The following is a 21,048-nucleotide window of genomic DNA, read 5'->3' on the forward strand; positions in this document are numbered from 1 at the left end:
CTCGTCCTCGGCAAGTGGTAGTCCCGTTCCCCCGACGTGGTGGGTCGCGCCTGTGTGGGCCCGTGGGCCCACCGCACCGGTCTCAGCCGAACGGGATCCAGGCCCGGTCGGCGAGGCCGTCCAAGGCGCTGACCTTCAGTCCCAGGTCAGAGACCGTCCACAGGTCGTCGCCGATCACGACCGAACGGCGGATGCCCGGGTCGTAGGCGAAGCGGCCGTTGCCATCGTTCCCCGGGCGGGGGTGCGTGATCGTGCCGGTCCGGGTGACCGAGGAGTCGTCGATCCGCAGGACCAGGGCGCCGCCCATGGGCCGCTCACCGCTCCAGGAGTTCAGCGGGACGACGGCGGTGCCGGTGGCGGGCCAGTAGAGGAAGGCGTGCGGGTCCCACTCGGCCTCGGAGCCGGAGTCCTTGGCGAACATCCGCGACAGCAGGCGCGGGGCGGCCGGGTCGGAGACGTCGAACAGCGACACCTGGGTGCCGAGCGTGCGGCCCTTCTCGCTCGCCTCCTGCCCGATGCCGATCAGCCGTCCGTCGCCCGCCGGGTGCAGGTAGGCGGAGTAACCGCTGATCTTCAGCTCACCGGTCGCCCGGGGGGCCTTCGGGTCGCGCAGGTCCAGCGTGTAGAGCGGGTCCACCTGCCGGAACGTCACCACGTAGCCGATCGGCCCGGCGAAGCGGACCGAGTAGATCCGCTCGCCCCGGCCCAGCCCGCCGACCTCGCCGACCTTCCCCAGGGTCCGGGCGTCCAGCACGTACACGGCGCTGGAGGAGTCACGCTCCCCGGCCGCCGGGTCCGAAGGGTCGGCCGAGGTGGTGGCGACCCGCAGATGCCCCTCGTGCTCCGACAGGGAGTACTGGTTGAGCAGCCGTCCGGGGACCTTCCCGGAGGCGACGTAGCGCGGCGCCCCGGGAGCGCCGATGTCGAACCGGTGGATCTCGGTCTCCTCCGGCGGCAGGGACGGCGTCGGCTCGGGAGCCGTCGTCTCAGGGGCGGCCGTCCCGGACGCGGTCTCGGCCGTGGCCGTGGCCGTGGCCGTGACCGTGGGCGGCACGGGGGCCGGTTCGGAGGGGGTCGGCTCGTCGCGGGGCGCCTGCGCGGTGTTCGCGGGCGTCGCCGTTCCCGGACCGGGAGCCGGGGACTTCACCGGGACCACCGGTGTCGCCGGCTCCGTCGCGGCGGGCGTGGCCTTCGGCGCGTCCTCGACGGGCGGCTCGACCGGCCGGGGCCACAGCATGCGCGGGTTGCTGGTCACGTACAGGCTGGAGGCGGTGCCGTACACCGTGTCGCCGTCGGCCGCCACGCTGATCGGGTCCGGTGCGGCGATGCCCTTCGCGCCCGCGGCCAGATCGACGCTGTAGACGGTCAGCATCGACGTGCCGGTGTACTCGTCGGGGTGGCTGACCCGTTCGCAGCCGACCGTGCCTTTGGTGCCGTGCCCCTCGGCGTCCGTCGTCTCGAACGCCGGCAGCCACGCGCCGACCGGGGCCTTGGCCACGACGTCGCGGTTGTGCCGGATCCGCTCGGCGTCCGTCAGGTCGGGGCCGGGGTCGGGGAAGGCGATCTCCGGCTGGCTGCGGACCACGATCCGCACCGTCGAGCCGGTCATCCTGGCGTCCAGGTGCGATCCGGACGCGGTGAGCGTGCCGGTCACCGAGGGCTTGCCCGAGAGGTCCACGAGCACGTACCGCGGTCCGGGGATCGGCGCCCGCTTGGCCATCGCGCCGAAGGGGACCATCCCGCCGCCGGAGAACAGCACCAGCGCCCGGTCGCCGCTGACCAGCAGGTCGGCCGGGGCCCAGCCCTGGTCGCCGTCCACCAGCTTCAGCGTGCCGGTGACCTTCCTGGTGGCGGCGTCCACCACCCGCAGCACGCCCCGGTTGACGACGACCACCCGCCTGCCGTCGGTCTTGACCAGGTCGGGCTCGTCGGCCCCGGCCTCGTGGACGTTGGTGGTCGAGTGCTCGGGGACGGCGGTCTTGGCGCGGGCCGCGGAGGTGTCCGAGCGCGCGTCCATGTACATGATCTGCGGCGGGCCCAGGCCCCACGGCCCGACGTTCCGCGCCGCGGCCGACCGCAGCCCCGCCAGCATGTCGTCGCAGCCGTCGTAGGAGACCAGCCTGATCCTGCCCAGGTCGGCCGGCGCCGTACGGCCCGCGTCCTGCCCCGCCTGTTCGCACCCCGAGGCGAGCAGGGCCACGGCGAGGGCCGCGGCGAAGGTGGAGGTGAGGGTGGTGCGGGCGGGGGTGAGGGCGGCGCGGAACGCCGGGCGGGAGGCCGCGCGGGATACGGCGCCGGCCGTACCTGTGGATGTCCTCATGCCCCTACGACGGATCCGGGCCGTGTCCGGTTCGAAGGCTTACCGACCGGTAGCCAGAGCGGCCGCTCCCGAATATTCTTCGAGCATGGCTGTCACCCTTGGCGCTACCAGGACCCTCGACCCGACCATGGTCGAACGTGTCGCCCGGCAGGTGGTCTCGTCCGGCAAGACCCAGGAGATCGTCGCGCCGTTCACCGGCGAGGTCCTCGCCGAGCTGCCCGTCTCCACCGCCGACGACGTCCGCGCCGCCCATGCCCGGGCCCGCGAGGCCCACGCCGCCTGGGCCGCGCTGCCCGCCGCCGAGCGGGTCCGGCCGTTCATGCGGCTGCACGACGCCATCCTCGACCGGCGCGAGGAGATCCTCGACGTCGTGCAGTGGGAGACCGGAAAGGCGCGCAGGCACGCCTTCGAGGAGGTCCTCGACGTCGCCGGCTGCACGCTGTACTACGCGCGCCGGGCCCCCGGCCTGCTGGAGACCCGCCGCCGCGCGGGCATCTTCCCCGTCGCGACGCGGACCGCCGAGGCGCGCCGGCCCAAGGGGACCGTGGCGCTGATCTCGCCGTGGAACTACCCCCTCTCGCTCGGCGTCACCGACGTGGTCCCGGCGCTGCTCGCGGGCAACACCGTGGTGCACAAGCCCGACACCCAGACCGCGCTGTCCACGCTGTGGACGATCGACCTGCTGGTCTCCCTCGGCATGCCCCGGGAGGTCTGGCAGGTCGTCCTCGGCGAGCCCGCCGAGATCGGCGACCCGCTGCTCGACGGCGCCGACTACGTCGCCTTCACCGGTTCCACCCGGGGCGGCCGGAAGATCGCCGAGGCGGCGGCCCGGCGGCTGATCGGCTGTTCGCTGGAGCTCGGCGGCAAGAACCCGATGCTCGTGCTCGACGACGCCGACCTCGACGTCGCCGCCCAGGGCGCGGTCCGCGCCTGCTTCACCAATGCCGGGCAGCTGTGCATCTCCGTCGAGCGGCTCTACGTCCACGACGCCGTGTACGACGCCTTCGCCGAGCGGTTCGTCCGCCAGGCGAAGAACATGCGCCTGGGCGCGGGGCTCGACTGGAGCGTCCAGATGGGCTCCCTCACCTCCCGCCGCCAGCTCGACGCGGTCACCGCCCACGTGGACGACGCCGTCGCCAAGGGGGCGGTCGTCCTGGCCGGCGGCAAGGCCCGGCCGGACCTCGGCCCGCTGTTCTACGAGCCGACGATCCTGGCGGACGTGGACGACACCATGACCCTGTGCCGCGAGGAGACGTTCGGCCCGGTCGTGTCGCTCTACCGCTTCACCGGCGAGGACGAGGCGGTCGAGCGGGCCAACGACACCTCCTACGGTCTCAACGCCTCCGTCTGGACGCGCGACGTCGCCCGCGGCCGCGCGCTGGCCGCCCGGATCAAGGCCGGAACGGTCAACATCAACGAGGGGTACGGCGCGGCATACGCCTCCTACGACGCGCCCATGGGCGGCATGAAGTCCTCCGGTCTCGGCCGCCGCCACGGCGCCGAGGGCCTGCTGAAGTACACCGAGGCGCAGACGATCTCCAGCCAGGCGACCTGGATGGGCTTCGAACCGATCCTCGGCATGACGTACGACAGGTACGCCGACACCCTGGCCGGGCTCCTCAAGGCCATGAAGCGGCTGCACCTGAAGTAGGGGGGCGGGCCGCGTGCGGAACGGGGCGTCCCGGCCGGGCGCGCCGGCGCGCCCGTGCCCCGGACACACGGGCGCGCGCCGGGATCCCGTCCCGCCCCGTTCCCGCCCGATGCGCCGGGCGTCCCCCGTCACGGCCCGAAGGGAAATCGCGGAATGTTCAACTACGACGTGCTCGTCGTCGGCTCCGGGTTCGGCGGCAGCGTCACGGCGCTCCGGCTGACCGAGAAGGGCTACCGGGTCGGGGTGCTGGAGGCCGGGCGGCGGTTCGACGGGAACACGCTGCCGAAGACCTCCTGGCGGGTCCGCGACTTCCTGTGGGCGCCGGCGCTCGGCATGAAGGGCATCCAGCGCATCCACGTGCTGCGCGGCGAGAAGGGCACCGGCGTGATGGTCCTGGCGGGCGCCGGGGTCGGCGGCGGCTCGCTCGTCTACGCCAACACCCTCTACGAGCCCCTCGACCCGTTCTTCCGCGACCCCCAGTGGGCGTCGATCACCGACTGGAAGACCGAGCTCGCCCCCTACTACGACCAGGCCCGGCGCATGCTCGGGGTGACGGTCAACCCGACCGTCACCCGCGCCGACGAGATCGTCAGGAAGGTCGCCGACCGGATGGGCGTGGGCCACACCTTCCACCCGGCGCCGGTCGGGGTCTTCTTCGGCCGGCCCGGCGTGGAGGTGGACGACCCCTACTTCGGCGGGGCCGGGCCGCGCCGCCGGGGCTGCACCGAGTGCGGCGAGTGCATGACCGGCTGCCGGCACGGCGCCAAGAACATGCTGACCGAGAACTACCTCCACCTGGCCGAGAAGGCCGGCGCGAGGATCCACCCGGAGACCACGGTCACCTCGGTCCGCCCGCTGGCCGGCGGCGGCTACCGGGTCGAGGTCGCCAGGACCGGTACGCCGTGGCGGCGCCGTACCCTCACGGCCCGCCAGGTGGTCTTCGCGGCCGGGACGTACGGCACGCAGCGGCTGCTGCACCGCCTCAAGGCGTCCGGCGCGCTGCCCCGTCTGTCGGACCGGCTGGGCACGCTGACCAGGACGAACTCCGAGGCGCTGCTCGGCTTCGAGCGGCCGGCGGGCAGCCCGGGGGAGAAGCTCAACCGCGGGGTGGCGATCACCTCCTCCATCCACCCCGACGAGCACACGCACATCGAGCCGGTCCGCTACGGCGACGGCTCCAACGCGATGGGCCTGCTGCGCTCCCTGCTGATCGACGGCGACACCGACGGCGGCACCGGCGGCGGGGGGACGCCGCGCTGGCGGAAGTTCCTCGGCGAGGCGCTGCGCAGGCCCCACCTGCTGCCGAGACTGTTCGACCACCGCCGTTGGTCGGAACGCACGATCATCGCCCTCGTCATGCAGGCCAAGGACAACTCGATCACCCTGTCCGCCCGCCGGGGCGTGTTCGGCGGCCGGCTGCGCTCCGGGCGCGGCCACGGCGAGCCCAACCCGACCTGGCTGCCCGCCGGGCACGAGTTCGCCCGCCGGGCCGCCGAGGAGATCGGCGGCATGCCCGGAGGCTCCTGGCTGGACCTGTTCGACATCCCCGCCACCGCGCACTTCCTGGGCGGCTGCGTCATCGGCGCCGACGCGGAGACCGGTGTGATCGACGCCTACCACCGCGTCCACGGATACGACGGCCTGCACGTCGTGGACGGCTCCGCCGTCTCGGCCAACCCGGGCGTCAACCCCTCGCTGACCATCACCGCGCAGGCCGAGCGGGCCATGGCCCTGTGGCCCAACCGGGGGGAGACCGATCCCCGGCCCGCGCCGGGCTCGCCGTACGCCCGGATCACGCCGGTCGCGCCGCGCAGCCCGGTCGTGCCCGAGGCCGCCCCCGGCGCCCTCCGCCTGCCGATCGTCCCCGTCACCTGACCTCCGGCTCCTCCGCCGGGTCGGGCCGCGCGCTCTGTTCCCCCGTCCGTCCGATCACGGATCCTGTCTGACGAGATGAACCTGCGCGCTGGCGTGATCACCTTGCGGCAGGTCCAGCTCCAGCCCGTGGGAGGCGAGGACCGCGCCGTGGTGGATCCGGCCCGTCACCACGTCGCGGTAGCGGGCGTCCGGGTCCATCCCGGCGGGGCGCAGCCTGGCGGCGTGGTGGCCGAAACGGGTCTTGACCCGATAGGCGAGGATCACGATGTCGTCACCGTGGACGTACTGCACGCCGCTGAGCGACTCGCCGGGCGTGCCGAGCCGGTGCAGCGCGCCGTGCTGGACCACCGGCCGGATCCGCTTGTACTCGGCCACCAGCTCGGCCGCCTCCGCCAGTTCGGCTTCGTCCCAGGCGGACAGGTCGCCGCCCAGGCCGAGGACGCCGGCCATGGCGACGTGGAAGCGGAAGCGCAGCGGCACCAGCCTGCCGGTGAGCGGGTTGGGGCTGTCGGTGACCCAGGCGACCATGGTGCCGGCGGGATAGACCTGACTGAATCCGTGCTGGATGACCAGCCGGTCCACGGCGTCGGTGTTGTCGGAGGTCCAGATCTGGTCGGTACGGTTCAGGACGCCGAGGTCGGTCCGGCCGCCGCCCCCGGCGCACGCTTCGATCCGCACACCCGGGTGAGCCGCGCGCAGCCGGTCCATGATGGCGTAGACGTTGCGCACGTGGTCGATCCAGAGCCGGCCGGGGTCGTCCTGGCCGGGCCAGCCGGCCTCGGTGAAAGCCCGGTTGAAGTCCCACTTCAGGAAGTCGATCCCGTGCTCCGACAGCAGCCGGTCCAGCCAGTCGTACGCCCACGCGGCCACGTCGGGCCTGGCGAAGTTGAGCACGAGCTGGTTGCGGAGCGTGGTGCGACGCCGGTGCGGCATGTGCAGGACCCAGTCGGGGTGCTCACGGTAGAGGCGGCTGTCGGGGTTGACCATCTCGGGCTCGACCCACAGGCCGAAGCGCATTCCGCGTTGCCGTACCGCCCCGATCAGCTTGTTCAGCCCGCCGGGGAAGCGTTCGGGGTTGACCTGCCAGTCGCCGAGCCCGGCGCGGTCGCTGCTGCGGTCGCCGAACCAGCCGTCGTCGAGCACGAACAGCTCCGCGCCGAGGGCGGCCGCGCGGTCGGCGAGCCGGACCTGGCCGTCGAGGTCGACGTCGAAGCCGGTGGCCTCCCAGGAGTTGTAGACGACGGGCCGCAGTTCGTCCGGGTGGGGCAGGACGTGCCGCCGGGTGTAGGCGTGCCAGGCCCGGCTGACGGCGCCGAAGCCCGCCGAGCCGTATACGCCGGCGAAGATCGGGGTGTGCCAGGACCGCCCGGGGGCCAGCCGCAGGCGCAGTCCCTCGTGGCCGAAGCCGCCGGTGAAGCCGACGGCGTCGAAGGGAGGCCGCTGCACGGTGATTCGCCAGCTTCCGCTCCAGGCCAGGGCCGCGCTCCACACCTCGCCCCGCTCCTCGGTGGCGGTTCCGTCATCGAGCATGATCCACGGGTTGGCGTGGTGCCCGGTGGTGCCGCGGCGGCTGGTCAGCACGGTCTCGCCGACCGGTGGCTCCTCGCGCCGCACCTGGTTCTCCGCCGACCAGCCGCCGACCATGTGGCTGAGCCGGACACCGTCGCGCGGTGGCAGCGTCCACGCCGCCGAGTCGCAGCGCTCCAGTGTGATGGGCTCGGCGTCGTCCGCGCCGGTGTGGCGCAGCGTCGTCCAGCGTTCGATCACGTCGCCGTCGTCGTGCACGCGGTAGTGGAGGGTGATCTCCAGGGGGTGGTGGCGGTCGGCGAAGCGGACGGACAGGCGGCCCCCGTCGATCTCGTGGTCGAGATGGCGCCACTCCACGCCCTCGCCGTGATCGGCGTAGATCAGCCGGAGGGAGGGGGCGCCGAAACCCGGGCCTTCCAGCTCGCCGTACCCCGGCTGGGTGAAACTACTGGTGTCGCGGCGCGGTGCGGGCGGTACGGTGAGCGCCTGCTCGGCGGTCAGCGGGGGGCCCCAGTGAACGTGACACGGTCGGTCATCGGCGTCCAGTGCGAAGGCGTAGCAGGACCCGGGGGTCCGCAACAGCCACATTCGCCGGTCGGCCAGGTAGGTCACAAGGGGCATGGGCGTCCTTTCTGCATGGCGATTCCGTATGGCGGTCGACGGTGCGCGGCGTCAGCCTTTGCTGCCCGACATGGCGATCCCCTGGATGAACTGCCGCTGGAGCAGCACGAAGCACAGCACCATGGGAAGGATGGCCAGCAGGGAGCCCGCCATCAGCACGGGATAGTCGGTCATGGTGACCCCGTGCAGGGTCGCCAGGCCGACGGGCAGGGTCATCATGTCCGGCCTGGTGTTGACGATCAGCGGCCAGAGCAGGTCGTTCCAGGAGAACAGCGCCGTCATGATCGTCAGCGCCGCCAGCGCGGGCCTGCACATCGGCAGGACGATCCGCAGGTAGATCTGGAACGGGTTGGCCCCGTCGAGTCTTGCCGCCTCATCGACCTCGGCCGGGATCGTCCGCATGAACTGGTACAGCAGGAACACGCCGAAGGCGCTGAAGATCCCCGGCAGTGCCAGTGCGGGCACGGTGTTGAGCAGCCCCGCCTGGCGGATCACCTCGTACTGCGGGATGACGAACAGCTGCGGCGGGACCATGAGGACGATGAGGAAGGCCGACAGCAGAGGCTTTCTGAAGCGGAAGCGCAGCCTGGCGAAGACGAAGGCGGCCAGTGACGCGAAGAGCAGCTGGCCCGCGACCCGCAGTACCAGGGTCATGACGCTGTTGACCGTCATCGACATGACGGGCATCAGATCGAAGAACGTCGCGTAGTTGTCCCAGCGCCAGTGCCGGGGCAGCAATGTCGGCGGCGCGCTCGTCGACTCGCTCAGCGTCTTGAGCGAGGTGAGGAACTGCCATACGAACGGGAACACCATCACGGCGGCGCCCGCGAGCAGGATCAGATGGGTGAGCAGGCGCCCGGCGCCGGCCCTACGGCGGTCAGCCATAGTGCACCCACCGCCGCTGGAGCCGGAACTGGACCGCGGTGACCACGAGGGTGATCGCCAGGGCGATGATGGCGATGACCGCTCCCAGCGGCCGGTCGTTGCGGACGAACGCCTCTTCGTAGAAGAGGTACACGATGGTCTTCGAATCGCGCAGCGCGGGATTGTTGCGCCCCATCATGATGAAGAGCAGGTCGAACATCTGCAGTGAGCCGATGACCGACAGGGTCGACACCAGGAACACCGACGGCGACAGCAGCGGTGCGGTGATGTGGCGGAAGACCCGCACGGGCCCCGCGCCGTCGATTCCGGCCGCTTCCACCACCGAGGCGGGGATGGCGTCCAGCCCCGCCGCCAGGATGACGAGGTTCGTGCCGAAGGTGGTCCAGACGCCGACGACCGCCACGGCGAACAGGGCGGTGTCCGGATCGGCGACCCAGGCCTCGTGCGGGCCGCCGAAGAAGCCGAGGACCTGGTTGAGGAGGCCGAAATCGCCGTTGTAGATGTAGCGCCACACCATGGCGACGGCGGCGGGCATGGTCACCACGGGAAGGAAGTACAGCGTGCGGTACAGGCCGCGGCCGCGCAGGCCGCCCTGGTGCATCAGGGCGGCGGTCACCATCGCGAGCGGCACGCCCAGGAGCACGATCCCGGCGTAGAGAAGGGTGTTCCCCAGGGCGCGCGGGAGGTGGGGGTCCTTCAGCGCCTGCGCCCAGTTGCCCAGGCCCTCGATCCGGTAACCCTGGAACGGGTTGCCTTCCGAGAAGGAGAGGACCAGGGTGCGGGCCAGCGGCCACAGGTAGAAGACCGCCAGCCCCAGCAGCGGTCCGGCCAGCAGGAGAGCGGCCCAGCGGTTGTCGGGGTGGCGGGAGACCTCCGGTTCACGGGCCGCGTTGCCGTCCGGATACCGCCCGCCCGTCCCGGGCTTCCGGGTGTCGAGGTGCGTCATGGGGAACCGTCTCTACTGCCGTTCCTGCGCCAGGGCTTCGTTCATGGCTGTGGCCAGGGACTTCGCGGCCTCCTCGACCGAGGTCTCGCCGTTCCAGGCCGGAGTCAGCAGTTCGCTCTCCCGGCTGGACCAGGCGTCGGTGTTCTCGGACACCGGGTACACCACGGCGTTGGGCAGCTGATCGAGGAACGCCCGCAGGTTGAACTGGGGCGCCGCGTCGACCCACGCCTGCTGGGTGCCGGAGTGGGAGCCGAGTACGGTGCCGGTTTCGCTCTGGATCCGCGACGCCTGCTCGCCCGAGAGGAAGACCGCGAGTTCGGCCGCCTCCCGGGGGTGCTTGGAGGAGGCGAGGGCCACGTTGCCGAGGCCGTTGATGACGGTCGCCTCCTTGACGCCCGCGGGCAGCTCGGTGACGTCGACGTTCTTGGAGGTGTAGTCGTCGTGGGCGAAGCGGTAGGCGTAGAAGGATCCGCTGTAGTACATGGCGATCTTGCCGCCCATGAACTGGGCCACGGCCTCGGTGTCGCTGAGCGACTTCAGGTCGGGGGAGTAGCCGTTCTTGATCATGTCGGTCCAGAACCGCAGCCCGTTGACGCTGGCCGGCTCCTGATAACCGGAGGTCTTGCCGTCCGGGCTGATGACATGGCCGCCGGCCTGGTAGATGGTGTTGTAATAACCGGCCTGCGCCTCCACCGGAGCGGCGATGCCGTACACGCCCTTGCCCTTGTCCGTCAGAGCCTTGGCGTTCTTGACGACGTCGTCCCAGGTCCAGTCCGCGTTCGGGTGAGGCAGCTTGGCCGCGTCGAAGATGGCCTTGTTGTACCAGAGCCCGATGGTGTCGAAGTCCTTGGGGAGCGCGTAGGTCTTGCCGTCGCGCTTGAAGAGCGGCAGGAGCTGCTGGGGGTAGGCCGACAGGTTCGTGCCGGCGGCGCTGATCGTCTCGTCGAGAGGCTGCAGGACGCCGCCGTCGGCGTACGGCGCGATCTTGGAGCCCAGCATCCATGCCACGTCGGGCCCGGTGCCGCCGGCGGCCGAGTTCTGCAGGGTGGTCCAGTAGTCGGTCCAGGGGATGACCTGGACGGCGACGTCGATGCCGGGGTGGTCCTTCTCGAACGCGTCCACCACCTTCTGCATGGCGGGCTGCTGGTCGGTGGAGAAGATGGCGTAGGTCAACCGGATGCCACCGGCGTCGGCGACCTCGGTGTCCGAGCCGCCGCAGGCCGAGAGCGTGAGCGCGGCCGCCGCGAGGAGTGAGACCGCAGTCCACTTCGTGCTCATGGGAACCTTCCTTGATCTGACCTTCAGGCCTGGACGCGCGGTGCGATCCAGTCGATGTGCGGGGTGACCTCACCGGCGCCGGCCTGCTCGACCACGAGTTCGAGCAGTCGCGCGCCGGTGATGTCGGCCTCCAGCGGGCGGACGGGTTCTCCGGGGGTCACCGTCACCTCGGCGACCACCCGGCCGTCGGCGAGCACCCGGCAGGTCGCGGGGGCCGATTCCGGTGTCTCGTCGTCGATGCCGACGCCGGCGACGAAGGTGTGCGCGGTCCCGCCGACGGCGTAGGTGATCGACGCGGGCGCGCACACGCCCAGCCCGTGTTCGAAGTGGTGGCCCGCGACATGCATCGGGCGGCCGTCGCCGGGGTCGCCGCCGCCGTTGGACCGGTCGACCTCGACCGGTCCGAACCCGTTGCTCGAACGCGTCGGGCGAACCCGTTCCAGCGCGGTCTCCCCCGGCCCGAACGGGTGCGCCACCCGCACGTGCGCGATCACCGAGCGCTCGGCGGCGCGCGGCCGTCCCGCGTGCACGGCGAGTACGGCGAGCCGTGACGGAGAGAAGGACTCCGGTACGGGGACCGACCAGGAGACCTCGGTACCGTCCGCTCCGGGCTCTCGCCGGATGAGCCGGGGGCTCGGCCAGTCCGGCGGCACTTCCAGGTGGACCTCGCCTCCGCCGGTGACCTCGGCACGGATGCGAGCGTCCGTGCCGGGACGGGCGAACAGCAGTGGTGAGTCCACGCGGACGGCGGGCCGATCCCGCCGCCGGGCCGTGGGCTCACCGCGGGCCGCGACGCAGAGCGCGCCTCCGTTGGGCCGCAGGCGCAGCAGGAGCCGGCCGACGCCGCCGGGGTGCCGCGACTCGGTCAGCCCGCCGTCGGCGTCGTCCTCGATGAGCGTGATCCGGTGGCCGGGGCCGACGCCGAGGCCGGCCAGGTCGATGTCGGTGTCCACGCTCCGGCCCGCGGCGACGGCGCCGATGAACCAGTCGTCGCCGGAGCGTCGTGCCAGCACCGCGTACTCGCCCGGCCGCCCGCCGAGCAGCCGGGTCTCGTCCCAGTGGGCGGGGATGCGCTCGATCGCGGCCTGGGCGATGGGCCGCGCCTGGTACTCGCCGATCTCGTCGGCGAAGTGCAGCAGGCCCGATTCCAGGACGACGGCCAGCGCCAGTTCGTGCGCCTCGGTCGTCTGGCGGCCCTTGGCGGAGAAGGTCACCGGTGTGTAGTCGGCCGAGCCGACGACGTTGCGGGTGTAGGGAAGGATGGTGTTGTGCTCGGCGGTCAGCGGCTCGCCGTAGAAGACGTAGTATTCCGCGCCCCGGACCGCCTCGTAGCTCATGACGTGGGGGTGGGTGCGGGCCCATCCCCGGGGGATGACCGAGCCGTGAAAGTTGATCATGAGGCCGACCCGGCGGCACTCGGCGATCACCGAGTCGTACCACCGGTAGCGCGACTGGGCCTCGGACTCCATGAAGTCGACCTTGATCCCGGCCACCCCCCAGGAGGCCCACTCGGCCAGCTGGCGTCTCTGCTCGTCGGTGCCCAGCCGATCCCAGGCGACCCAGACGAACACCCCGATGCCGCGGGTGCTCGCGGCCGAGACCAGATCCGGCATCCATGCCGGATCCCAGCCGCAGTCGACCAGCACGTACTCCCAGCCGCGCGCGGCCGCGTAGTCCAGCATGCGCATCTGCTTGTCCAGGTGGGCGCCGCTGAAGAAGTCCGACCACCACGACCAGGCGGCCCGTCCCGGGCGCGCCCACCCGGGGGCCGGCTCGGCGGCGGCGGGGGCGAGGTCCTCCACCAGGTGTGAGGAGACGATGGTGGCGAGGTCACCGGCGATCAGGACTCGCCAGGGGCTCGCCACCTCGTCGGCGAGGAGGGTCACGTCCTCGGCGAGGGTGAAGGCGAGCTCCCCGGCGCCGGTGTAGCGGGCCAGCGCGCCGCCGTACCGCCCGTCCAGGTCGGCCTCCGTCGCCAGGACGTGGAGGCCGGAATCGATCTGGGCCAGGAAGGGAAATCCGTAGTCGCCGGGTTCGAGCACGTCAAGGCTGGAGGAGAACCGGATGGTCTCGTACCAGGGGGTGTAGGTCAGCGGCCAGGTGCGAGCCGCGGCCGGAAGGCGGAGGTGGACGTCGCCGCCGCGGATGTTCCTGCCGCGCAGGCCGTGCAGGACGAGGCGGAGCGCGACGCCGTCGGCGGCGGCGCGCAGCACGACCGACAGCTCGCCCGCGGAGATGCGGAAACGGACGGTGCGCTCGCGGTGCTCGACCCGGTGACCGCCGACCCGCTTGCCGACGATGAGCTCGTAGTCCTCGTGTACGGCACGCTCGCCCGTCGAGACGAACGACAGGCCGGTGAGCAGGTCTTCACCGTCGGCGCCGGTGAGCCGGATCGGCGCCGGCGAGGTCAGCACGACGCCCTCGCGGCTCGCCGACCACGTCAGCGTGCCGTCGTCGAGACGGAGGCCGATGTTCAGGTCGCCGAAGGCCGTCTCCCAGTGATGATCAAGCAACGGAATCTCCATTGACGCGTCGGGAACCTGTGGCCGGAGCCCATGACGGGAACGCCGCCGCCTCGATGGCCATCGCCGCGGCTCCGCGGGCCCACTCCTCGAACGGCAGGTCTCTGACGTGCACCGCGACACGAAGGGCGGCGCCGAAGGCGTGCTCGGTGAACGCCTCGCGGATGGCCGTCTCGAACAGGTCGTAGGTGGCCACGCCCTCTCCGGCGACGATGATCTGCTCAGGCCCCAGGAGATTGGCCACCGACGCCAGCGCCCGCCCGATGAGGGCGCCGGCGTCGGCGAACACGGACATGACGGCCGGATCGCCGGCGCGGGCCGACTCGACCGCGTCGCCGAAGGTCAGATCGTCCCGGCCGGTCGCCCTGCGCGAGGCGATCTCCAGGGCGGTGGTCGACGCCTGCGCCTCGACACAGCCGTGGGCGCCGCAATGGCAGAGCACCGACCGATCGCCCAGGGGCAGGTGACCGATCTCGCCGGCCACGCTGTGCGCGCCGCGCACCAGCGCGTCGTCGACGACCAGGGCGCAACCGATTCCGGCGCCGACGGTCACCACGGCGAAGTTGGCCACACCGCGGCCGAGACCGAACCACTTCTCGGCGATGGTCAGCGCCTTGACGTCGTTCTCCACCACGACGGGAAGGCCCAGCTCGGCCGAGAGCGTCCTGCCCAGGTCGACGTGATGCCAGCGCAGGAAGGGCGAGTACCGGACGTAGCCGGTCTCGTGGTCGACCTCTCCTGACAGGGTGATGCCCAGATGGCGCGGTGGGAGCGCGAAACCGACCCGCTCCGCGGCCGTGAGCAGCTGCCCGTGGAGGGACGCCACCTGAGCGATGACCTCGTGCGGCACGTGCCGGGCGAGCGCGCGCCGCTTGGTGACGCGAGGGGTGCCGGCCAGGTCGCAGACCACGCCGATGAGTTCGTCGCCGGTGATCTTGATGCCCACGCTGCCCGTGTGCAGGGCCCGGATGCGCAGCGGGCGGCTGGGGCGCCCGAGGCGTGCCTCGTCGGGGCTCAGCGGTTCGGCCGCCTCGTCGTATTCGAGGTATCCCGCGTCCAGCAGCGGCTTCACGGCACGGGTGATCGCAGGTGAGGACAGTCCGGTGAGGCGGGCGATCTCGGCTCGGGCGACGGGGCCGTTCGTCAGGACGGTCGTGAGAACGGCCGCCTCGGCAGGGGTCCCCTCGATGGGCCCCTTTCTCTGGCGTGGCATGCCGCACAACATACGGTGATTTAATTACTTTAAACAAGTAACATTTGTGCAACGTGCGATGTCGCGTCGTAGCGAGATGAGACTTACTTGCTCAAGGCAGGTAATGCCCGGCCCCTGGCCGTCCGTGCACCCGGGCGCGGGGGTCGTCCGCCGGTCCGGCCGCAGTGGTCACCGGCGGCGGGACCGGCTTCGCGGACCTCAAGAGAACGCATGGCAGAGACGCGCGCGATCCTCGGCGGGGAGCCGCCGCTGAAGACGGTGTGCGCGGATCAGGGAGTCCGCGACCTCGCACACCCGCGCGACCTCCACCTCCATCGGTGACATTTCGGCCAGACGGTTCTCATGCAGCCAGGTCACCACCTCAGCCCACGACCAGAGGCTGACCCGCGGGCGCCGTATCTTCGGCTCGGGGAACCCGCCGGGCCCTCGGCGGCCGACGGCCCAGTGGTCGGCGGTGGCGAAACTTCTTCCGGTACGCTCCGCGATTTCAGTGAGCGTCACCAGATCCTCGCTGGCGCCGGTGATCTCAACACCGGCCGCCCGGCCCTGGGCGATCGCGGAGGCGACCGCCTCCACCGCGGTGGCGGCCTCCCGGTCGAACGCGGCGACACCGGATCCGCCCTCGCCGGGGTCGAGCGACACGGTGGCGTCGTCCCACCCCGCCTCGTACAGGGTGTCGATCACCTCCTCGCCCGCCGGAGCCGTGAAGTGCAGTTCGAAGCTGTAGACGGTCATCGGAACCGTCCTCCTTCCGCCGTGTCGTCCTCAGACGTGTGCGGGCAATGATCGGCGAGACGGCGCAGGCGTCTCGCATGGGCTTCCGGTGATCGCGGTGTCGACCAGATCGACGTCGGCGGTCTGCATCCGTCCCGCCCTCCGGGGCAGCGGGCGCGCCCCCACGCATGACCTTCCGCCTTCTCTATGATCCACCCCCTCATGATCATGTAATCGATCGCGGCCCGTATCTCCTTGCTGGGATGCCGATCCATGTAGAGATAATGCTACATCATGTTGAGTTGTTTCTACAGAATGGAAGACCTCGGCGAACGACTCGTGGGCACAGTCGAGGCAAACCGGTCGCGGTTGGTCATCCTGGACCGGGTGGCCCAGTATTCCGGTGTGACGTGGGATGTGGAGGAGTTCGTGCGGGCCGCCGCGGCGACCGTCGAGGAACTGGCCGTGCACGTGGACGAGAGCCGGCGGGGCCTGACACCGGCCCTGGGCCGCCGCCCGCCGCGTGAGCTGGCCGAACGGCTCGGTCTGGCGCGGTGGATCCGCGAGGGCGGGATGACTCCGGACAGCCACGCGGAGTTCCTGGCGGCCTATCTCGCGGAGGGGAGCCGGCCGCACCACCCCGCCTCCCTCGGCCACCAGGTCGCCGCCCCCGACTTCCCCGCCGCGCTCGCCGACCTCGTGCACGGCGTGACCAACAACACGATGGCGTTCTACGAGATGGGCGCGGCGGCGGCGACCGTCGAGTTCGAGGTCGTGCGCTGGATGCTCTGCAGAGCCGGTTTCGGGGAGTCCGGCGGCGGGGTGCTCACCCACGGCGGGTCGCTGGCCAACCTCACCGCGCTGCTGGCCGCCCGCGCCGCCGCCGCGCCGGACGCCTGGGCCGACGGGGTGCCCGGCGACCTCGCGCTGCTCGTCCCCGAGGCGTCCCACTACTCGCTGACCCGCGCCGCCGCGATCCTCGGCCTGGGGGAGCGGGCCGTCGTCCCGCTGGACGCCGACCCGCTCGGCCGGATCGACGTCGCCCGCCTGCCTGCTGCCCTGGACCGGGTACGGCGGGCGGGCCGGCGGCCGATGGCCCTGGTGGCGAACGCCTGCGCGACGGGCACCGGCCTCTACGACGACCTGCGCGGCGCCGGGGAATTCTGCGCGGACAACGGGATCTGGTTCCACGTGGACGGCGCCCACGGCGCGTCGGCCCTGCTGTCGGACGGGCACCGGCAGCTGCTCGACGGGATCGGGCTGGCCGACTCGCTGATCTGGGACGCGCACAAGATGCTGCGCACCTCAGGGGTGGCCGCGGCCGTGCTGACCCGGCGCCGGGACGACCTGGACGCGGCGTTCCGGCAGCGGGCGAGCTACCTGTTCTACGGCGACCAGGACTTCGACTCGGCCGGCCGTACGGTGGAGTGCGCTAAGGCTGCGCTGGGCCTGAAGATCTTCCTCAACCTCGCCTGGCGGGGCGAGCGGGGAATCGGCGAGTACGTCGCGGGACGGTACGCCGCCGCCCGCCGCCTGTGGGAGCTGGGCCGGGAGCGGCCCGGGTTCGTCTTCCCGTACGAGCCGCAGAGCAACATCGTCTGCTTCCGGTACGGCACGGGCGACCAGGCGGCGATCCGCGAGCGCCTGATGGCGGACGGCTCCTTCCACCTGACCTCGGCCGAGATCGGCGGCGTCCGCCACCTGCGCGTCACGGTCATGTCCCCGTCCACGGACGAGAAGACCCTTGAGGCGCTCCTCGACCGGATCACCGGAACGGACTGACGCACCGGAAACCGCGAACGACCGTTGCCTTGAGGATCAGTCTGTGACCTTGGCAGGTGGGCCGAGGTCGCCGCCGGGTTCGCGGGTGAGGACGGAGAGCAGGGCCGGATCCGCGTATATCTCGGCGCTGTGCCGCCACTGGGTGAGCAGGAGCGCGATCGGGGTGGAATTCTCCGGAACCGCCGTTCCACGCGCCGTGTCCACCAGTTCGGTGAGCATCGCGTCCATGTCTTCCGGAGGCAGGAACGTGCTCCAGGGCAGGGCCTCGGTCAGGACCTGATGCAACACCGCGATGTCCTCGGTGCGTGCCAGTCCGGCGAGCAGACGGGAGGTGAAGTCGACGACCGCGGCGTCCCGCTCCAACCTGCCCACAGGATCACGCCGTCCCTCCGCTGTTCGGCGACTCGTCGCAGGTCTGGGTGAGTTGAGTGCTCAGCGACGCCGGTAAGCGTCCCCCCGGTGGCGAATGTCCAGGACATGGACTTCCCGTGGGTTCAGGTCATCGCGGATCTTGTACAGGACGCGCCAGTCTCGCATGATCCTGGCGCTGTACACGCCGGTGAGCGGTTCGTGGAGTTCTTTGCCGACGCGATAGGGGTTTCTCATCAATGCGCCGGTGATGAACTCCACCGCGCCCGCCGCGACATCAGGTGGAAGCTTGTCGGAGATGGCTCGGCGGGCCGCGGTGCCCAGCACCGGTTCGAAGGACACCGGCTCTGGCTGGTCGCTCACCGGTGATCGAGAAGCGCGCGGATCGCGTCAGCACCCCGGACGCCCTCTCCGGCGGCGATCGACGCCCGTGACTCCACGATCGCCTGGACCGCCTCGGTGTCGGAGAGGACCTCGATGGTCTCTCGCAGACGATCCACGAGGTCGATCTGGTCGGCGGGAACGACGGCGGCCAGTCGTTCTCCCCTGCCGGTGAGGGCGATCACCCGTCCCTGCACGGCGGACTCGATCGCATCGTCCCAGCGCTCCGGATGCGCGTGAAGATCCTCCAAGGGAATTTCGTACGCGGCTTCGCCCATGACGACAGCGTACGCCACCGATAGGTGGTCCGGGAGGTCATCCGCGCAGGTGGGACCTCTGCCGTCCGATGCGGAGATCACCGAGGCCGTGGAGCGGGCGAGCGCTCAGGCCGGAGCGGTGAGGTGGTGGCGGATCCAGACGTTGGGCTCGACGTAGACGGCGTGGTCCTGCTCGACGTCGCAGTGGACCGGGACGAGGGCCCCGGGCACCTCGACCGGACCGCTGACGTCGAAGGGCAGGCCGGTCCACTCGCGCCACTCGGCGAGCGTGCCGGGCACCGTCATCGAGCGCGGCGCGACCTTGACGATCGTGCCGCCCGCGCGCACGTGGACGCGGAGCCACGGGTCGGCCGGAAGGCCGTCGGGACGGGTGCGGGCGGCGTACTCCGCCATCGGGGTGCGCGGCTCCAGGTGCTTGGCGTTGGGCCGTACCGGGGCCAGCAGCTCGCCGAACCCGAGGCGGGCGGCGTTGTCGCGCAGGGCGGCCAGCATCAGCGGCGACAGACCCGTCCCCAGGCGGTCGGGGCGGACGGTGATCTCCAGGGCGGACACCGTGCCGGGCTCCGCGCCGGTCATCCGGGTGTGCCAGGCCCACAGCATCACGGCGTCCCACCCGCCGTCCGGCAGCTCGTCGCGGGGCCAGGTGAACGGCACGCTCATCGCCTTGGCCACGAGCCGCCCCGGCTCGTCGTCATCGTCGGCGACCAGCACGAACTCCGCGTACTTCTCGACGCAGACCTCGTAGAACAGCGAACCCGTCGCATCCCGGAGCATGAACTCCGGCCAGGAGGTGGGCATGTCCCACAGCTCGTCGCGGAAATGAGGACGTTCGGCCAATGTGGTGATGCGGAGGGGCATTTCGGCATCCTCCCACCGCCGTCCCACGCCGCTCGACCGGTTTTCCCCGAGCCGCGCACCCCGGTGGGCCGTCGGCACGGGCGTCCGCGCGGGGGCCGGGGAGGGAGCGGGGCCGACGGCAGGGCGTCGCCCCTCATGGCGGTCGCCGGGAGACGGCGTGGTCCGCGGGGCCTCCGATTCGGGGCTCGGCGCGGGAGGCCGTCTGGGATAGCTTCGCCTGCATGAGTGAACTCGACTCCCGCCTGCGTGCGGTGTGTGACATGGCCGTGGCCGAGGCCCGGGAGGCGGCCGGGCGGCACGAGTACGACGGGGTGGTGCAGGACCTCTCCCCCGAGGGGGTGCGCGCGGGGCTGGCCGCGCTGGGGGAGGGCGCGCCGCCGGACGATCCCCACGACGCCGCCCACCTGGAGATCTTCGAGGCGGCCACCCGGGCGGCGTTCGGCGAGCTGGAGCTGCACCGGCGCAGCCCGCTCGCCCACCTGAACAACCTCGATCTGGCCTGCTACGACCGGGAGTACGCCCCCGAGGCGGAGCGGACCGCGGCCAGGCTCGCCCACCTCGCCCGCTGGCCCGAGGCGGTCGAGGGCGCGATCGCCTCGCTCGACCGGCTCAGCGCGCCGGTCGCCTCCGCGCTGCTGGGGGCGGTGCGGGGCCTGGCCGCCGGGGTGCCCGAGGACGCGGACGCCTCCGTGCGGGAGGCGGCGCTCAAGGCCCACGCCCGGCTGGTGGAGCACGTGGAGGAGGCGTCCCGCTCCGGCGACCCCGACGCCTCGCTCGGCGCCGAGGGGCTGACCCTGCTGATGGGCGCGGGTGACGGCCTGCCGGTGGACCTCGGCGTCCTGGCCGCGCGGGCCGACGCCGAGCGCGACCGGCTCATGGAGCGCCTCGCCGAGTCGTGCGCGAAGCTCGGTACGGCGGGCCGCTCCCCGCTGGAGGCGGCGCGCGAGCTGGTCCGCGACCACCCCGGCATCGACGGCGTGATGGACGCCGCGCGGACCGGCGCCGAGCGGGCGGTCGCCTTCACCCGCGAGAGGGACCTGGTGCCCTACCACGACGGCGAGTGCCTGGTCGGCCTGGCGCCCGAGTCGCGGCGCTGGGCCATGGCGATGATGAGCTGGGCCGCGCCGGGCGAGTCCGACGGCCCCTCGTGGTACCACATCACCCCGCCGGACCCCACCTGGCCGGAGCGAGACATCGAGGAGTGGCTGGAGGTCTTCAGCGCGACCACGCTGCCCGCGATCAACGTGCACGAGGTCGCGCCCGGCCACTTCTCCCACGGCCGGGCGCTGCGCCACGCGCCCTCCGACGTGCGCCGGACGCTGATGTCGATGGCGTTCGCCGAGGGCTGGGCGCACTACGCCGAGGAGCTGTGCGTCGAGGAGGGCTTCGCGCCCGACGACCCGCGCTTCGAGATCGGCGTGTGGCTGGAGGCGCTGATCCGGGTGACCCGGCTGGCCTGCGCGATCGGCGTGCACACCGGCTCGATGACGGTCGAGGAGGGCGCCCGCCGCTTCGAGGCCGACACCCACATCGGCGGACCGGCGGCGATGTCGGAGGCGGCGCGAGCCACCTTCGACCCGACCTACGGCCGCTACACCTGGGGCAAGCTGGAGATCCTCGACCTGCGCGAGCGGGCGCGGGTGGCCTGGGGCGCGGATTTCTCGCTCAAGCGCTTCCACACCGCGATGCTCGACCTCGGCTCCCCGCCGCTGGGCCTGCTGCCCAATATCCTCTGACCGCCCGCCCGGACGTCCGGGGACGTCCCGGACGTCCCCGGACCCTCGGAACCCCTTTTCCGGCTCGGCGCGGGCGTGCCGGCGAGCGCCGA

General features: G+C 71.9%; 16 protein-coding genes. 4 read left to right on the plus strand and 12 right to left on the minus strand.

Features of this window, described 5'->3' with window-relative positions; genetic code table 11:
* Positions 1-82: 82 nt before the first annotated feature.
* On the minus strand, positions 83-2,320 hold the full coding sequence (locus AB0D67_RS28405) for a beta-propeller domain-containing protein (protein ID WP_362942391.1): 2,238 nt from the start codon (positions 2,318-2,320) through the stop codon (positions 83-85).
* Positions 2,321-2,405: 85 nt separating this feature from the next.
* Here AB0D67_RS28405 and AB0D67_RS28410 point away from each other — a divergent pair, with 85 nt between their 5' ends.
* The gene (locus AB0D67_RS28410) at positions 2,406-3,971 is read left to right on the plus strand and encodes a succinic semialdehyde dehydrogenase (RefSeq protein WP_362942394.1); all 1,566 of its coding nucleotides are present in this window, start codon (positions 2,406-2,408) and stop codon (positions 3,969-3,971) included.
* A gap of 153 nt (positions 3,972-4,124) precedes the next feature.
* A complete protein-coding gene (locus AB0D67_RS28415) occupies positions 4,125-5,846 on the plus strand; it encodes a GMC family oxidoreductase (RefSeq protein WP_362942397.1) in 1,722 nt (573 codons plus the stop codon).
* Between the two features lie 54 nt (positions 5,847-5,900).
* Here the strand turns inward: AB0D67_RS28415 and AB0D67_RS28420 are convergent, their stop codons facing one another.
* From AB0D67_RS28420 to AB0D67_RS28450, 7 genes are all read right to left on the minus strand, one after another.
* Positions 5,901-7,994: an alpha-galactosidase gene (locus AB0D67_RS28420; RefSeq protein WP_362942400.1), complete on the minus strand. Its 2,094-nt coding sequence runs from the start codon at positions 7,992-7,994 to the stop codon at positions 5,901-5,903.
* Positions 7,995-8,045: 51 nt separating this feature from the next.
* Complete coding sequence (locus AB0D67_RS28425; RefSeq protein WP_362942403.1) at positions 8,046-8,879, minus strand: carbohydrate ABC transporter permease; 834 nt, start codon at positions 8,877-8,879, stop codon at positions 8,046-8,048.
* On the minus strand, positions 8,872-9,825 hold the full coding sequence (locus AB0D67_RS28430; protein WP_362942406.1) for a sugar ABC transporter permease: 954 nt from the start codon (positions 9,823-9,825) through the stop codon (positions 8,872-8,874). The genes AB0D67_RS28425 and AB0D67_RS28430 overlap by 8 nt, the downstream gene beginning before the upstream one ends.
* 12 nt (positions 9,826-9,837) lie before the next feature.
* A complete protein-coding gene (locus AB0D67_RS28435; RefSeq protein ID WP_362942409.1) occupies positions 9,838-11,103 on the minus strand; it encodes a sugar ABC transporter substrate-binding protein in 1,266 nt (421 codons plus the stop codon).
* Between the two features lie 23 nt (positions 11,104-11,126).
* Positions 11,127-13,616, minus strand: coding sequence for a glycoside hydrolase family 97 catalytic domain-containing protein (locus AB0D67_RS28440; protein WP_362942412.1), 2,490 nt, complete (start codon positions 13,614-13,616; stop codon positions 11,127-11,129).
* The gene (locus AB0D67_RS28445) at positions 13,609-14,838 is read right to left on the minus strand and encodes an ROK family transcriptional regulator (RefSeq protein WP_362942415.1); all 1,230 of its coding nucleotides are present in this window, start codon (positions 14,836-14,838) and stop codon (positions 13,609-13,611) included. The genes AB0D67_RS28440 and AB0D67_RS28445 overlap by 8 nt, the downstream gene beginning before the upstream one ends.
* Positions 14,839-15,036: 198 nt before the next feature.
* Complete coding sequence (locus AB0D67_RS28450; RefSeq protein WP_362942418.1) at positions 15,037-15,573, minus strand: hypothetical protein; 537 nt, start codon at positions 15,571-15,573, stop codon at positions 15,037-15,039.
* Between the two features lie 384 nt (positions 15,574-15,957).
* On the opposite strand from AB0D67_RS28450, the gene AB0D67_RS28455 reads away from it, so the two are divergent.
* Complete coding sequence (locus tag AB0D67_RS28455) at positions 15,958-17,334, plus strand: pyridoxal-dependent decarboxylase (RefSeq protein ID WP_362942421.1); 1,377 nt, start codon at positions 15,958-15,960, stop codon at positions 17,332-17,334.
* Between the two features lie 36 nt (positions 17,335-17,370).
* Here the strand turns inward: AB0D67_RS28455 and AB0D67_RS28460 are convergent, their stop codons facing one another.
* The 4 genes from AB0D67_RS28460 to AB0D67_RS28475 form a co-directional block, all read right to left on the minus strand.
* A complete protein-coding gene (locus AB0D67_RS28460) occupies positions 17,371-17,706 on the minus strand; it encodes a hypothetical protein (protein WP_362942424.1) in 336 nt (111 codons plus the stop codon).
* 60 nt (positions 17,707-17,766) lie between these two features.
* Positions 17,767-18,066: a type II toxin-antitoxin system RelE/ParE family toxin gene (locus AB0D67_RS28465; RefSeq protein ID WP_362942427.1), complete on the minus strand. Its 300-nt coding sequence runs from the start codon at positions 18,064-18,066 to the stop codon at positions 17,767-17,769.
* On the minus strand, positions 18,063-18,362 hold the full coding sequence (locus tag AB0D67_RS28470) for a hypothetical protein (RefSeq protein ID WP_362942430.1): 300 nt from the start codon (positions 18,360-18,362) through the stop codon (positions 18,063-18,065). Before AB0D67_RS28470 ends, AB0D67_RS28465 begins: the two co-directional genes overlap by 4 nt.
* 105 nt (positions 18,363-18,467) lie before the next feature.
* Entirely contained in the window at positions 18,468-19,220 is a 753-nt protein-coding gene (locus tag AB0D67_RS28475) for an N-acetyltransferase (RefSeq protein WP_362942433.1), read from the minus strand.
* Between the two features lie 221 nt (positions 19,221-19,441).
* Here AB0D67_RS28475 and AB0D67_RS28480 point away from each other — a divergent pair, with 221 nt between their 5' ends.
* On the plus strand, positions 19,442-20,956 hold the full coding sequence (locus tag AB0D67_RS28480) for a DUF885 family protein (RefSeq protein WP_362942436.1): 1,515 nt from the start codon (positions 19,442-19,444) through the stop codon (positions 20,954-20,956).
* Positions 20,957-21,048: the final 92 nt, after the last annotated feature.

It is taken from the genome of Streptosporangium sp. NPDC048047, assembly GCF_040653115.1.
Lineage (GTDB): Bacteria > Actinomycetota > Actinomycetes > Streptosporangiales > Streptosporangiaceae > Streptosporangium.